Origin of the sequence: Burkholderia sp. AU27893 (assembly GCF_002223205.1) — a bacterium.
GTDB lineage: Bacteria > Pseudomonadota > Gammaproteobacteria > Burkholderiales > Burkholderiaceae > Burkholderia.
The window spans coordinates 1,865,802-1,879,956 of sequence record NZ_NKFD01000004.1 but is presented as its reverse complement, the minus strand read 5'-3'; the positions used below and the strand labels follow the sequence as shown (position 1 = coordinate 1,879,956).

The following is a 14,155-nucleotide window of genomic DNA, read 5'->3' as shown; positions in this document are numbered from 1 at the left end:
GGATCGATGAGTACGATTGCCGCCGAACGCGCACCGTCGCGCAAACGCAACTGGCTTCCCGAGCCGAAGCACTGGGTCGGGCAGGCCGGGCTGTGGACGTTCACGGCCGCGCTGATCGCCATTCACCAGGGCAAGGTGCTGACGCTCGCGTTTCCGGTGCTGGCCATCGCGGTCGGCCTATGGCTGTATTTCAAGAGTCCGGCGCGCTACGTCGGCTTCATGTGGTGGGTGTGGTTCCTGAGCCCGGAAGTGCGGCGTCTCGCCGACTGGTCGAAGGGCGCGTTCACGCCGACGAGCCTGATCCAGGTCGCGCCGCTCGCGGTGACGATGATCGCCGGCCTCGGGCTGATCCGGCATTACCGCGTGCTCGCGCAGCGGCGCGGGATTCCGATCCTGCTGATGCTGTTCGGGCTCGCGTACGCGTACCTCGTCGGGATCGTGTCGAGCGGCGTGATGGCCGCGACCTACGACCTCGCGAACTGGGTGTACCCGGTGCTGATCGGCTTTCACATCATGGTCAACGCACGCGACTATCCCGAGTACCGCGACGTGCTGCTGTCCACGTTCATGTGGGGCATGCTCGTGATGGGCCTGTACGGCATCGTGCAGTACTTCGTGATGCCGCAGTGGGACGTGCTGTGGATGATCGGTTCCGACATGGGCTCGCAGGGCGAGCCGGTGCCGTATGGCGTGCGCGTGTTCAGCACGATGAACTCGTCGGGGCCGTTCGCGTTCGCGATGATGGGCGCGTTGGTGTTCGTGCTCGCGGCGCCGCAGAAGATCCGCTGGTTCGCCGGGGCGGCCGGCTTCGTGTCGTTCGCGTTGTGTCTCGTGCGTTCGACGTGGGGCGGCTGGGTGATCGCGCTCGCGATCCAGCTCGCGCAGTCGAACAACCGCGTGCGGATGCGGATCCTGATCAGCGGCGTCGTGCTGGTCGGCCTGTGCGTGCCGCTGCTGACCGTCGGGCCGGTGGCCGACCGGCTCGGCGCGCGCCTGCAGTCGATCACGAACCTGAAGGACGACCGCAGCTACGACGACCGCAACAAGTTCTACGCCACCTTCGCGCAGACGGCGTTCACCGACGTCGCCGGCGAAGGGATGGGCGCGACGGGTGCATCCACGAAGCTGTCGAGCGACAGCGGCGAGCTCGGTAAGTACGGCAGTTTCGACAGCGGCGTGATGAACGTGCCGTTCGTGCTCGGCTGGCCCGGCACGCTGCTGTACCTCTCGGGCGTCGTGATGCTGTTCGGCCGCACGCTGCGCGCGGCGTTCAAGCTGCGCAAGGACAAGTTCGTCGGCGCGTGCCTGAGCCTGTGCCTGTCGACCTTCGCGATGCTCGTGTTCACGAACTCGCTGATCGGCACGGGCGGCCTGCTGATGTTCACGGCCATTTTTTCGATTCTTTCCGCGGCGCACTGGCAAAAGGCACAACGCCTGCTGGCCGCCGCGCGTTTACGGGGAGGCGACCATTGAGAATCGCGATCGTCACGCACGTCGTGCGACATAACGACGGGCAGGGCCGCGTCAATTACGAAATCGCGCGCGCGGCGCTGGCCGAAAACTACGAGGTCACGCTGGTCGCGTCGCATGTCGCGCCCGAGCTGCTGGCCGACCCGCGCGTGCGCTGGGTGCCCGTGAAGGTCGGCGGCTTCTGGCCGTCGAATCTCGTCAAGCAGCAGGTGTTCGCGCTGAAGAGCGCGGCGTGGCTGCGATCGCACCGCAGCGAGTACGACGTGCTGCACGTGAACGGCTTCATTTCGTGGATCAAGGCCGACGTGAATACCGCGCACTTCGTGCACGGCGGCTGGTTCAAGAGTCCGTACTATCCGTTCGGGCCGACGAAGGGGCTGTGGTCGGCCTACCAGTACGTCTATACGCGTGTGAACACCACGCTCGAGCGCTGGGCGTACCGCCGTTCGCGCGCGATCACGGCCGTGTCGCAGAAGGTGGCCGACGAGATCGCCGGGCTCGGCATCGACAGCCGCAAGATCAGCGTGATCTACAACGGTGTCGACGCCAGCGCGTTCGCGGGGGCGCAGGCCGACCGGGCGGCATTCAAGCTGCCGGACGATGCGTTCCTGCTGCTGTTCGTCGGCGACCTGCGCACGCCGCGCAAGAACCTCGGCACCGTGCTGAAGGCGCTGACGAAGCTGCCGGCGAACGTGCACCTGGCGGTGGCCGGCTACTTGCCCGGCAGCCCGTATCCGGAGGAGGCGCGCGCGCTCGGCATCGATTCGCGCGTGCATTTCCTCGGCCTGGTTAAAAACATGCCGACGCTGATGCGCTCGGTCGACGCGTACGTGTTCCCGTCGCGCTACGAAGCGATGAGCCTGTCGCTGCTCGAGGCGATGGCGGCCGGGCTGCCGGTCGTCACCGCGCGCACGGCGGGCGGCGCGGAAATCATCACGCGCGAATGCGGGATCGTGCTGGAGGATCCGGACGATCCGGCGGCGCTCGCGCAGGCAATCGGTTCGCTCGCGGCATCGCGCGACACCTGTCGCACGATGGGCGAAGCGGCCCGCGAACTGATGACCCGTTTCGGCTGGGCGCACATGGGCGCCCAGTATGTCGCGCTTTACCGGCGCATCGGCCAACCCACGCAGCCGTCCGCTTTCGAGCGGGCCGAGCATGCAGTCACGCAGGAGCAAACGTGATGTCCCACTCTTCCCGGCCGATCAAATCGTTGCAAATCGGCATGCACTGGTTCCCCGAACGCGCGGGCGGCCTCGACCGGATGTACTACTCGCTCGTCGGTGCGCTGCCGGGCGCGGGCGTCGAGGTGCGCGGGCTCGTCGCCGGCTCGCCGAAGGTCGCCGACGACACGGACGGCGCGATCCAGGGCTTCGGCCCCGCATCGGAGTCGCTCGCACGCCGGATGCTCGCCGCGCGGCGCGCGCTGCGCGAGGAGATCCGCAGCGAGCGGCCGGACGTGATCTCGTCGCACTTCGCGCTGTACACGTTCCCGGGCCTCGACGTCACGCGCGGGATTCCGCAGGTGTCGCATTTCCAGGGGCCGTGGGCCGACGAAAGCCAGGTCGAGGGCGCCGCGTCGCTCGGCCAGCGCGCGAAGCGCTATCTCGAACAGGCGGTCTATACGCGTTCGTCGCGGCTGATCGTGCTGTCGCAGGCGTTCGGCCAGATCCTGACGAACCGCTACGGGATCGATCCGTCGCGCGTGCGCGTGATTCCCGGCTGCGTCGATACCGCGCAGTTCGATACGCCGCTCACGCCGGCCGAGGCGCGGCACAAGCTGCAACTGCCGCAGGACCGGCCGATCGTGCTGGCCGTGCGTCGGCTCGTGCGGCGCATGGGGCTGGAGGACCTGATCGACGCGATCGGTCTCCTCAAGCACCGTCACCCGGACGTGCTGCTGCTGATCGCCGGCAAGGGCAAGATCGGCGAGGAACTGCAGCAGCGCATCGATGCCGCCGGGCTGCAGGACAACGTGAAGCTGCTCGGCTTCGTGCCCGACCACCATCTCGCGGCGCTGTACCGCGCGGCGACGGTCAGCGTCGTGCCGACGGTCGCGCTCGAAGGCTTCGGGCTGATCACCGTCGAATCGCTCGCATCCGGCACGCCGGTGCTGGTCACGCCGGTGGGCGGGCTGCCGGAGGCGGTGGCCGGGCTGTCCGACGATCTCGTGCTGCCGTCCACGGGCGCGGACGCGATCGCGGAAGGGCTTGGCGCCGCGTTGTCGGGTGCGATCACGCTGCCCGACGAAGCCGCGTGCAAGCGTTATGCACGTGACCATTTCGACAACGCGGTGATCGCGCGGCGCGTGGCCGGCGTGTATGAAGAGGCGATCCAGGCGGCAGGTTAAGTGCGCCGCGGCGCGCGACCTGTGTGCCGAACCGAACGCCGAACCGGCGCGCGTGCGTGCATGGCCGGTTCACGTGCCGGCCGCCCGTAGCGGGCGGGCCGGCCTTCTTCTCTCTCCGCTACACGGCGCCGGCACGCGTCACGCGCGCCTGAGCGTGGCGGCCCACACGCCAAGCGCCGCCACGCTCACGGCCGCGCCGAGCATGCAGACGCCTGCCCATCCAGCGCGCGCATACATCATAGTCGACGCAATCGCGCCGAGCCCGCTGCCGGCCGAATAGAACAGCATGTAGCAGCCGACGAGGCGCGCATGCGCATCGGGCCGCGCGCCGAGAATCATGCTCTGGTTGACCACGTGGACGGCCTGTCCGCCGACGTCGAGCAGCACGATGCCGACGATCAGCCATGCAATCGACGTATCGCCGGACGCGAGCGGCAGCCATGCGCACGCGAGCAGCGCGAGCGCGGCGCCGGTCGTCGTTTCGCCGCGCCCGCGATCGGCGAGCCGGCCCGCGCGGGCGGCCGCCGCCGCGCCCAGCGCGCCGACGAGGCCGAACGCGCCGATCTGCGTATGCGACATCGCGTGCGGCGGCGCGCTCAGCGGCAGCACCAGCGCGCTCCAGAAGATGCTGAAGGCCGCGAACATCAGCAGCGCGATCGCGCCACGCACGCGCAGCACGCGTTCATCGCGCAGCAGCGACACCATCGATCGCAGCAGCGCCGCGTAGCCGACGCGCTCGCGCGGGCCGTTCTCGTCCGGCAATAGCCGCGACAGCACGACGAGCATCGCGATCGAGAGCGCGCCCGACACCAGATAGACCGCCCGCCAGCCCGCGATGTCGGTGACGACGCCGGCCAGCGAGCGCGCGGCCAGCAACCCGACCACGACGCCGCCCTGCGCGGCGCCCACCACGCGCCCGCGTTCGCCGGCGCCCGCGAGCGCGGCCGAGCACGCGATCAGCCCTTGCGTCATCGCGGTGCCGAGCAGCCCGACCGCGACCATCCCGGCCAGCAGCGCGATGCGCGTCGACGAGGCGGCGACGCCGATGCAGGCCGCCGTCAGCAGCAGTAGCTGCACGGTGATCAGGCGCTTGCGGTTCAGCAGGTCGCCGAGCGGCACGACGAACAGCAGCGCGAGCGCACAGCCGAGCTGCGTCGCGGTGATGACGCCGCCGACGGCCGCCTGCGACACGCCGAAATCCCGTGCGATCGAATCGAGCAGCGGCTGCGCGTAGTAGACGTTCGCGACACTGGCCGCGCAGCAGACGGCCAGCAACGCGACGCGCGCCGCGGACAGGCGGCCGCCGTCGGCCGGATGCGCGGCGTGTGCCGGCGCGTTCGATGTAACGGTGCCGGATTGACAGGAAGACGCCATCGGTTCCCTCGCACAATATAGTTGCAAATTGAAACTGGTGTGGAGTGTAGGAAAAGTAGTTTTAAAATGCAACCTGTTGTGCGGCGGGCGAAATGTCCGCGCACGGATGGCCGGCATTGCCGCGAAGGCGGCCGGCAAGATTGCGGAGAGGAACATGGCCAGGCAGAAAAGTCTTGCGGATTCGCCGTGCCCGGTGGCGCGGGCGACCGATATCGTCGGCGATCGCTGGGCGTTGCTGATCGTGCGCGATGCGTTCGACGGCGTGCGCCGGTTCGGCGATTTCCGCACGAGCCTCGGCGTCGCGAGCAACATCCTGTCCGACCGGCTGAAGATGCTGGTGGACGCCGGCGTGTTCGACGTCGTGCCGGCGTCCGACGGCACCGCGTATCAGGAGTACGTGCTGACCAAAAAGGGCGAAGGGCTGTTTCCGGTGATCGTGATGCTGAGGCAGTGGGGGGAGGCGAACCTGTTCGCGCGCGGCGAGCCGCATTCGGTGCTGGTCGACCGCGGCACGGGGCGCGCGGTCCGCAAGCTCGCGCTGCGGCATGACGACGGCCGGCCTTTGACGGCGGCCGAGACGGTCGTGAGGAAGGTCGGCGACGACGCCGGCAAGACGCGTCAGTGAGCGTCATGTGCGATGGCCGCACCGTCGGATAGACTGTCGCGATCGTCGTTGACCGGAGCCGCATTGCCATGTCCCACCCGCTGGATTCCGCCGGCTATCGGCGATTGCTCGACCTGCAGCGTCGCATCCACGACTACTGCGAGCGCGAGGGCGCCGAGGACGGGCGCGATCATTCCGATCCGGCCGAGCCGTTGTGGCCGACCGATTTCAACCACGTCACCATCGCGCCGATGCGGGCCGGGCTGCATGTCCGGTACTTCGGCGGCGCGTGGGACGAACCGTTCGACTGGACGCTGCAATGCCTTGCAGAGCGGGACGTCGCGGATCTCGTCACCGACCTCGCGTTCAGCGGTCTGGACGAAGGCGCCAACGGCTCGCGCGAATGGGATTTCGGTCCGCTGCTCGATTCGGATGGGCGTTTCCCGATGCTGCGCTCGCTGTATGTGCGGCCGACCGAGCCGGCCGATCACAACCAGTCGATGATCGTGCGCCGCGGCCTGATCATGCAGGAGGGCGGCGAGATTGCCCGCTTTGCCGCGAAGGCGCCGTTTCTCACCGAGCTGACGGTGCCGAATGCGCCCGACGCGCATTTCTTCGACGTACCGCTTGCGCATCTCGAGCGGCTGCGCATCGGTGGCGGAGATGACACGCAGCAGTTCATCGAGCATCTGGCCGGCAGCGACAACCTGTCGTCGCTCGGCTGGCTCGATTTCTCGGAATCGACCGCGTTGCATTCGACGTGGAAGCGCGAGCGCGACGCCGGCAGCGTGACGTCGTTCGACGCCTACGAGCGCTTGCTGAAGAGCCCCGCTGGCCAGCGGCTCCACACGCTGACACTGAGAAATACCTGCCTCGATCGGGAAGCGCTCGACGCGCTGCAGGCCCTGCATCCGCGCTTGTCGTTGATGGTGATCCAGGCCGGCACCGGTGGCTACGTGAGCCATTTCAAGGACAACGTGTTTCCTTGGCGTCACCTGATCCAGCGCGACCCAGGCGACGCATGACCGCATCTGTTCAATCGGCCGCCGTCACGACCTGACGCGCGGACGACGCGCCGCGATGCGCATCGGGCTGCACCCGCGTCGCGAGCAACGCGGCGGTGACGAGCAGCGCAACCGACACGGCCGTTTCGATCCGCAATCCGCTCACGACCTGCGCCGCGCCGCCACCGCCGGCGAGCGCGCCGAACGCAGCCACGCCCATCGCGCCGCCGGCCTGCCGTGCGGTATTCAGCACGGCCGACGCGATGCCTGCCCGTTCGGGCGCGACCGATGCGAGCACGGCGGTCGTCATCGCCGGCACCGCGAAGCCCATGCCGGTCGGAATCAGCAGGAACGGCACGAGCAGGGCGGCCAGCGGCGTCGACGCGTCGACGAAATGCAGCGACCCGTAGCCGAGCGCGGCGACGAGCGCACCCGCCAGCATCGGCACACGCGGGCCGTGACGCGCCACGACGCGCCCGCTGGCGAGGTTCGACAGCAGGAAGCCGCCGGTCAGCGGCAGGAACGCAAGGCCCGCCTGCAGCGCCGATTCGCCGCGTGCGCGCTGCAGGTACAGCGCGAGCACGAACACGGTGCCGTAGTACGTGAGGTTCACGCAGATCCCGAACAGCACGGCCGCGCTGAAGGTGCGATGGCGGAACAGCGAGAGCGGCAGCATCGGCGTGGCCGTGCGCGCTTCCACGGCGACGAACGCGAGCGCGGCGAGGGCGGCCAGCGCGAAGCCGCCGACGACGACCGGATGCGTGAAGCCGAGCGGCCGCCATTCGATCACGGCGCCGGTCAGCGCGGTCAGCATCGCGATCGCGATGAACTGGCCGCGCAGGTCGAGTGCGCGGATGGAACGGGACGCTGCGGCCGGCGCCGCCGTACCACGCGCGGGGATCCAGGCGAACGCCGCCGCCAGCCCGGCCGCACACAGCGGCAGGTTCACGAGGAAGATGCCGCGCCAGCCCCATGCCGCGATCAGCACGCCGCCCACCACCGGGCCCGCCGCGATCGAGATCGAGCCGGCCGCCGTCCACCCGCCCACGGCGCGCGCCCGCAGGTGCGGGTCGTGCCGGCACGCGTCGTTGAGCAGCGCGAGCGAATTGGGCAGCATCGCCGCGGCGCCGACGCCCTGCAGCGCGCGCGCCGCGATCAGCATCGCCGGCGCGCGCGCGGCGCCGCACGCGAGCGACGCCAACGCGAACAGCACGAGGCCGGCGAGGTACAGGCGCCGCGCGCCGAAGCGGTCGCCGAGCGCGCCACTCGACAGCATCAGTACCGCGAACGCGAGCGTGTATGCGTCGACGACCCACTGCAGGCCGGCGACCGGCAAGTGCAGGTCGCCGGCGAGATGCGCGAGTGCGATGTTGACGATCGTCACGTCGAGCTGCGTCACGACGAAACCGGTGCTGACGGTCGCGACGACGCGGGCGAGCGCGGGCGGGAAAGCGGGCGTGGGGGCGGTCGTATCCATGCGTCAATCGTAGGCGCGACGGACATGCAATGTTTCAGCGGAACGTGAAGCGTCGATACGTGCCCGTGCACGGCGATTAACATGGCACTGCGGCGGCTCGTGCCTGCCACCGCACATCGACTTTCGACAGGCCCATCCGGATGACTTCCTCGAACCTGATGACGCGCGACGCGCAGATCGCCGATCACGCCGACATCGCAAGACTGATGCACCAGCTTGGCTACGATGCGACCCCCGCGATGATCCGCGGCAAACTGGCAGCCCTGCTGCCGAGCGCGGTCGACCGCATCCTGGTCGCGACGGTCGCGGGCAGCGTGGTGGGCTGCATCAGCTTGCATGCGCTTGCGCTATTTCACGCGCACGGCAATCTCGGGCGTATCACCAGTCTGGTCGTCGACGAAGGCTGTCGCGGGCAGGGTGTCGGCGGCGCACTGATCGCGGCGGCGCACATCTGGTTCGAGTCGACGGGGTGCGTGAAACTGGAGGTGACGAGCGGCGACCTTCGGCTCGACGCGCACCGCTTTTACGCGCGGCACGGCTTCATGCGGGACGGACAACGGTTGTCGAAGCTCGTCCGGCCGTAATGCCGCCGCGCGAGCACGCGGCGTAGCCGCTGTCGCAGAAAAACCGGCGACGTCTGGCCGTTCAATGCCGCTCGCCGCGCCAGCGTCCCGGCGCCACGCCGAAGCGCTTCGTGAACGCATGGGTGAACGTGCTTTGATCCGCGAAGCCGACCATCCCGGCGATGTCGACGAGCGGATACCGGCCGTCCGCGAGCAGGATCACAGCGGCGTCGAGCCTGAGCCGCTGCAGGTAGCGATGCGGCGTTTCGCCGAACGCGTCGACGAACAGTTGATGAAAGCGACGCATCCCGTAGCCGCAGTGCGCGGCGAGATCGGCGATGCGCAGCGGCTCGTCGAGCTGTGCGCGCAGCCAGCGGTCGATGCGCGCGAAATCGAGGCCCGAGGCAGGTGCGGCGATCGCGCGTTCGTCGAGCAGCGCGCCGCACAGCCGCGCGGCGGCCTGCCACTGGAAACGGTGCGCGGCCGCGTGCCGCGCGTCGTCGGCGGGGGCGTCGAGTTGCGCGGCGGCGGCCGCGATCTGCGCGACCAGCGACGTCAGTGCCGGATCGATCGCCACGGCGCGCGCGCTGTCGAACAGCCGCTGCGGCACCGCGAGCGACGCGAGTGGCAGATTGAGCACGAGCTGGCGGTTCTCGCCGAGGCCCGCGTAATCGTGGCGCGCGCCGGCCGGAACCAGCCACGCGCCGTGCCGGTCGAGCCGCTGGCTGACGCCGTCCACCGCCATCACCATCGCACCGTCGATGCCGAGCACGATCTGGTGAAAGTCGTGCACGTCCGACGCTTCGAGCGTGTCGTAGCGTTGCAGCGCGATGGTGGGGGACGAAAGGTGTGCCATGGGGCAGGCGTCAGGCGGCGGCTCGCGTGCGGTGTCAGATGTCGAGCAGTTCGACTTCGAACACGAGCGTGGCGTTCGGCGGAATCACACCGCCTGCGCCGCGCGGGCCGTAGCCGAGTTGCGGCGGGATCGTCAGGCGACGCACGCCACCGACCTTCATGCCCTGCACGCCTTCGTCCCAGCCCTTGATGACCATGCCGCCGCCGAGCACGAACGCGAACGGGTCGTTGCGATCCTTGCTCGAATCGAATTTCTGACCGTCGGTCAGCCAGCCCGTGTAGTGGACGCTGACGGTCTGGCCGGCTTGCGCTACGTCGCCGGTGCCTTCGGTCAGGTCTTCGTATTTGAGGCCCGATTCGGTCGTGATGACAGACATGACTTCTCCTGAAAAAGGATGGGTAAAACCGCTATTGTAGGCGAGCGCGCAACGGGCCGCCGCTGGTGGCTGTCGGCCGCTCGCACGTGTGTCGCGGGCGGCGGCGGGCCGCCGTGGCCGCGATCGTCCGAAACGCAAATGGAACGCGCGTTTGAATTTTGCGCGTGCCCCGCGACCGCGGTTGCACCGCGCGAGTGCGACGCGTGTATGAATCGGTGCTACCGGGGCGTGCCGCAGCGTACCGCGTGGCGTCGCCGATTTCCATGAAACGCCCGCCGCACAAGGCTTTCAGGCCGTCGACGTGACACTGCACGGCGCCGTGCGTAGCGCTCGCGAGCCGCCGCGCGCGTTCGAATCCCGCCTCGTCCGGACGCTGTTCGAGCGCCGTTTTTTCCGCCTGTTCGACCGTGCCCTGTTTGGAAGCGCGCATCTACCGCGCGGCTTGCGTGCGCCGCCGCGGGCGGCCTATCTTTACAGCTGTCGATGTCAAGATTTTGGCGGTGCGCGACGCGCCGCCCGGGCCTGCGCCGGCTGCGTCCGACGACGCGCCGGGCCGCGCCGGAACCAGGAGAACGATGAACATGAAGTCAGCCGCTTCCGTCACCGCAGCCGGGATCATGCCGGTGCGCCGCGACCTGCGCTTCGACCTGCCGGTCGAACGCGCGAAGGACTGGCATGGCCTCGGGTCGCACGTGACCCATTTCTTCAACGCGTTGTCGCTGCTGTTTCCGGCCGGCGAGCGTTTCTTCATGGATTCGGTACGCAACTACCGCGACCGGATCGACGATCCCGTGCTGAAGCAGCAGGTGCTCGGCTTCATCGGCCAGGAGGCGATGCACACGCGCGAGCACATCGAGTACAACGAGCTGATGCAGGCGAACCGGCTGCCCGCGCGCAAGCTCGACAAGCGCGTGTGGACGGTGCTCGGTTACATGAAGCGCAAGCTGCCGCATTCGGTGCAGCTCGCGCATACGGTCGCGGCGGAGCACTACACGGCGATGCTCGCCGACTGGCTGCTGCGCGACCCGACGCGACTCGACGGCTCGGTCGAGGGCTATCGCCAGATGTGGATCTGGCACGCGCTCGAGGAAACCGAGCACAAGGCCGTGTCGTTCGACGTATGGAACACCGCGATGGAACCGGGGCTGCGTCGTTACCTGATCCGCATCGGCGTGTATCTGCTGACGACGCTGACGTTCTGGCCGACCGTGTTCCTGATGCATGCGACGCTGCTGTGGCGCGATCGCGGCGCCGGCCATCACGTGCGCGGCATGCTGCGGATGATCGCGTTCCTGTACGGGCCGCGCCGGGGGCTGTTCCCGCGCATCGCCGGCGAATGGCTGAGCTTTTTCCGGCCGGGCTTCCATCCGTGGGATCACGACAATCACCACCATCTGGCGCGGGTCGATGCGCTCGCCGCCACCTACGGCGAACAGGGCGGCGCACCGGCCGGCCGCGGCCGCGCCAACGCGCCTGCGCCCCTCGCATCGGGCCGCTGAGACCGTCGCTGCGCCGGCATGCGCGGCATCGGGCCGCGCATGTTGCGTTCGTGCATCAGCCGGCTTCCTCTGACGATTGACCCAAATCAATTCGAACCGGCGGCGTGGGTGCCCCGCGGGCTCGTCGACCGGTTGTGCACGCATGCGCGGGTCAGCCGATCCGGTGTGCGCCGCATCCCCCGGGAACGCCATGCGCCAGCACCGGCGCGGCTTTGCGCGCCGCGCAGCCCCCCGTTCAGGGGTTCCGCCGCGCACGCCACCGGGATAACACCCATCTAGCCGCGCGCCGGCCGCATCGATATACCGTTCATGACAATGTCCACCTCACGCGCGATTCCTGCACGGGGGGATTTTATTCGGACGGAAATGCGGCCAATATGTCGGTTCGACCAAGGTCCGTCGCGTGCGACGGCGAGCCGGCGCGATACCAACGCGAAGCGGGGAACAACGATGGTTGCTAGGTCACCTGACGCAAACGGGCATGCGGTGCCCGAGATGTCGCATGTGTCCGTCACCGCGCCCGAGGACGGACGCAAGCTGTTCGTGATCATGCGTTCGCCCGACGAGCCGTTGCTTGCGCAACTGCGCGGGCTCGGCTGGGAAATCGCGGTCGCGAAGACGGCCGGCGCCGCGCAGAACATGACCTCCGGCGTGAGCGTCGCCGCTGGCCTGGTCGATTTCACCGGGTTCACGTCGCGCGACTATCCCGCGCTGAAGGCGTGCCTGAGCCAGCCGTCGATCGGCTGGATTTCCATCGCGCAGGCCGGCATCACGATCGGCCCCGCGGTGCGCGAACTGATCCGCAGCTATTGCTTCGATTACGTGACCCTCCCGTTGCCCTACGAATGGATTTCGCACGTGCTCGGCCATGCGCGCGGGATGGCCGCGCTCGATCGCGTCGATGGCGCGGCCTATGCGGCGTCGATCGGCGAACACGGGATGATCGGCAACTGCGAGGCGATGCAGCAGCTGTTCAGCACGATCCGCAAGGTCGCGAAGACCGACGCGAGCGTGTTCATCTCCGGCGAGTCGGGCACCGGCAAGGAGCTGACGGCGCTCGCGATTCACGAGCGCTCCGGCCGCGGCAAGGGGCCGTTCATCGCGATCAACTGCGGCGCGATTCCGCATCACCTGCTGCAGTCGGAACTGTTCGGCTACGAGCGCGGCGCGTTCACCGGCGCGAACCAGCGGCGCGCGGGCCGGATCGAATCGGCGAACGGCGGCACGCTGTTTCTCGACGAAATCGGCGACATGCCGGTCGAAAGCCAGGCGAGCCTGCTGCGTTTCCTGCAGGAAGGGAAGATCGAGCGGCTCGGCGGCCAGGAATCGATTCCGGTCGACGTGCGGATCATCTCGGCCACCCACGTCGATCTCGACGGCGCGGTCGAGGCCGGGCGCTTCCGTGCTGACCTTTATCACCGCCTGTGCGTGCTGCGCATCCACGAGCCGCCGCTGCGCGCGCGCGGCAAGGATATCGACATCCTCGCGCACTACGTGCTGCAGAAATTCAAGTCCGACAGCGGCCGCAAGATCAGCGGCTTCACGTCGGCCGCGCTCGATGCGATGCGCCGCTACGAATGGCCGGGCAACGTGCGCGAGCTGATCAACCGCGTGCGGCGCGCGATCGTGATGGCCGAGAGCCGGCTGCTGACGCCGCACGATCTCGGGCTCGAGACGCCGGGCGAAACCGAACCCGTGACGCTCGAACAGGCACGCGCGCTCGCCGAGCGCACCGCGATCGAGAATGCGCTGCTGCGCAACGATCACCGCATCAACAAGGCCGCGGCCGAACTCGGCATTTCACGCGTGACGCTCTACCGGATGATGATCGAGCACGGGCTGAACGATCACGACAACAACGGCGGCAACGGCGACAACGGCGGGCACGACGGCGCGCCGTCCGGCGACACGGGGCATCAGCGGGTCGGCTGAGCGGCGCACGCGTGACGCGTGAACCGGTTCAGCGATAGGTCCAGAGCCGGGGCAGCACGAACGTGACCGGCGGCATGCACGGCACGACCGCGACGATGCTCCACGCTTGGGCGAGGCCGAGCGTCCCGGTGCCGTGCGCCAGCAGCATCGTCATGCCGAGGCCGGCCATCGCGATGGCGAGAAAGCGCACGAAGTTGCCCCACGTCACCGGCGACGAAAAACTCCACAGCGTGTTGGCGAGAGACGAGAACGCGGTCGAGCACGCGACCGCGTTCGCGTTCGCGCTCACCGGCGTCGCGTCGAACAACGCGAACATCGCGGCCGCGATCAGCGCATGCAGCGCGGTCGAACCGACGCCCGACACCCCGAAGCGAATCAGCCTGGCGCGTTCGGCGGTATAGAGGGTGCGGATCATCGGGTGCGGTCGTTCGGGTGATGGGGCGGGGGCGTGCGCCACGCGCCGGCGAAGGGCGCCGGCGCAAACGTGACGCGCACCGGTTTCGCAGTATGGCGATGCCGCCGGCCGATGGATGTGCGGACAACCTGCGGCGCCCATGCCGCCCGCGCCATGTAAAGCGCATGAAACATTTTCGTCTCGGCTGCCACGCAAATTGCCGCGGCAAATCGGGTGAACGGCAGGCTACCCGTCG

At 68.7% G+C, this 14,155-nt stretch carries 13 protein-coding genes; 8 read left to right on the top strand and 5 right to left on the bottom strand.

Annotation, left to right across the window (positions count from 1 at the left end; all coding sequences use genetic code 11):
• The first annotated feature begins 6 nt into the window (after positions 1–6).
• From CFB47_RS28225 to CFB47_RS28215, 3 genes are read left to right on the top strand one after another with little or no spacing between them, the layout of a single operon-like run.
• Positions 7–1,473, top strand: a complete 1,467-nt coding sequence (locus CFB47_RS28225; RefSeq protein WP_089443023.1) for a glucose-6-phosphate isomerase — start codon at positions 7–9, stop codon at positions 1,471–1,473.
• Positions 1,470–2,654 carry a glycosyltransferase family 4 protein gene (locus CFB47_RS28220; RefSeq protein ID WP_089457790.1) on the top strand — a complete coding sequence of 395 codons (1,185 nt, stop codon included), beginning with the start codon at positions 1,470–1,472 and terminating at the stop codon, positions 2,652–2,654. The genes CFB47_RS28225 and CFB47_RS28220 overlap by 4 nt, the downstream gene beginning before the upstream one ends.
• Positions 2,654–3,820: a glycosyltransferase family 4 protein gene (locus CFB47_RS28215; RefSeq protein WP_089443021.1), complete on the top strand. Its 1,167-nt coding sequence runs from the start codon at positions 2,654–2,656 to the stop codon at positions 3,818–3,820. The genes CFB47_RS28220 and CFB47_RS28215 overlap by 1 nt, the downstream gene beginning before the upstream one ends.
• 138 nt (positions 3,821–3,958) lie before the next feature.
• On the opposite strand, the gene CFB47_RS28210 is transcribed toward CFB47_RS28215, so the two are convergent.
• Complete coding sequence (locus tag CFB47_RS28210) at positions 3,959–5,194, bottom strand: MFS transporter (RefSeq protein ID WP_089462963.1); 1,236 nt, start codon at positions 5,192–5,194, stop codon at positions 3,959–3,961.
• Between the two features lie 154 nt (positions 5,195–5,348).
• On the opposite strand from CFB47_RS28210, the gene CFB47_RS28205 reads away from it, so the two are divergent.
• The gene (locus CFB47_RS28205) at positions 5,349–5,819 is read left to right on the top strand and encodes a helix-turn-helix domain-containing protein (RefSeq protein WP_179250124.1); all 471 of its coding nucleotides are present in this window, start codon (positions 5,349–5,351) and stop codon (positions 5,817–5,819) included.
• Between the two features lie 68 nt (positions 5,820–5,887).
• The gene (locus CFB47_RS28200; protein WP_089462961.1) at positions 5,888–6,823 is read left to right on the top strand and encodes a hypothetical protein; all 936 of its coding nucleotides are present in this window, start codon (positions 5,888–5,890) and stop codon (positions 6,821–6,823) included.
• A 10-nt stretch (positions 6,824–6,833) separates the two neighbouring features.
• Here the strand turns inward: CFB47_RS28200 and CFB47_RS28195 are convergent, their stop codons facing one another.
• Positions 6,834–8,279: an MFS transporter gene (locus CFB47_RS28195; RefSeq protein WP_089462960.1), complete on the bottom strand. Its 1,446-nt coding sequence runs from the start codon at positions 8,277–8,279 to the stop codon at positions 6,834–6,836.
• A 140-nt stretch (positions 8,280–8,419) separates the two neighbouring features.
• Between CFB47_RS28195 and CFB47_RS28190 the strand changes: the two genes are divergently transcribed.
• A complete protein-coding gene (locus CFB47_RS28190; protein ID WP_089462959.1) occupies positions 8,420–8,863 on the top strand; it encodes a GNAT family N-acetyltransferase in 444 nt (147 codons plus the stop codon).
• Positions 8,864–8,924: 61 nt separating this feature from the next.
• Here CFB47_RS28190 and CFB47_RS28185 read toward each other — a convergent pair whose 3' ends face one another.
• Positions 8,925–9,698, bottom strand: coding sequence for an AraC family transcriptional regulator (locus CFB47_RS28185; RefSeq protein WP_089462958.1), 774 nt, complete (start codon positions 9,696–9,698; stop codon positions 8,925–8,927).
• A gap of 34 nt (positions 9,699–9,732) precedes the next feature.
• Positions 9,733–10,074 (bottom strand): FKBP-type peptidyl-prolyl cis-trans isomerase, encoded by a 342-nt coding sequence (locus tag CFB47_RS28180; RefSeq protein WP_011355854.1) that lies wholly within the window; start codon positions 10,072–10,074, stop codon positions 9,733–9,735.
• 581 nt (positions 10,075–10,655) lie between these two features.
• Between CFB47_RS28180 and CFB47_RS28175 the strand changes: the two genes are divergently transcribed.
• Positions 10,656–11,573, top strand: a complete 918-nt coding sequence (locus CFB47_RS28175; protein ID WP_089463571.1) for a metal-dependent hydrolase — start codon at positions 10,656–10,658, stop codon at positions 11,571–11,573.
• Positions 11,574–12,023: 450 nt separating this feature from the next.
• Positions 12,024–13,505: a sigma-54 dependent transcriptional regulator gene (locus CFB47_RS28170; protein ID WP_089457795.1), complete on the top strand. Its 1,482-nt coding sequence runs from the start codon at positions 12,024–12,026 to the stop codon at positions 13,503–13,505.
• A 28-nt stretch (positions 13,506–13,533) separates the two neighbouring features.
• On the opposite strand, the gene CFB47_RS28165 is transcribed toward CFB47_RS28170, so the two are convergent.
• Complete coding sequence (locus tag CFB47_RS28165) at positions 13,534–13,920, bottom strand: GtrA family protein (protein ID WP_089462957.1); 387 nt, start codon at positions 13,918–13,920, stop codon at positions 13,534–13,536.
• Between the last annotated feature and the right edge of the window lie 235 nt (positions 13,921–14,155).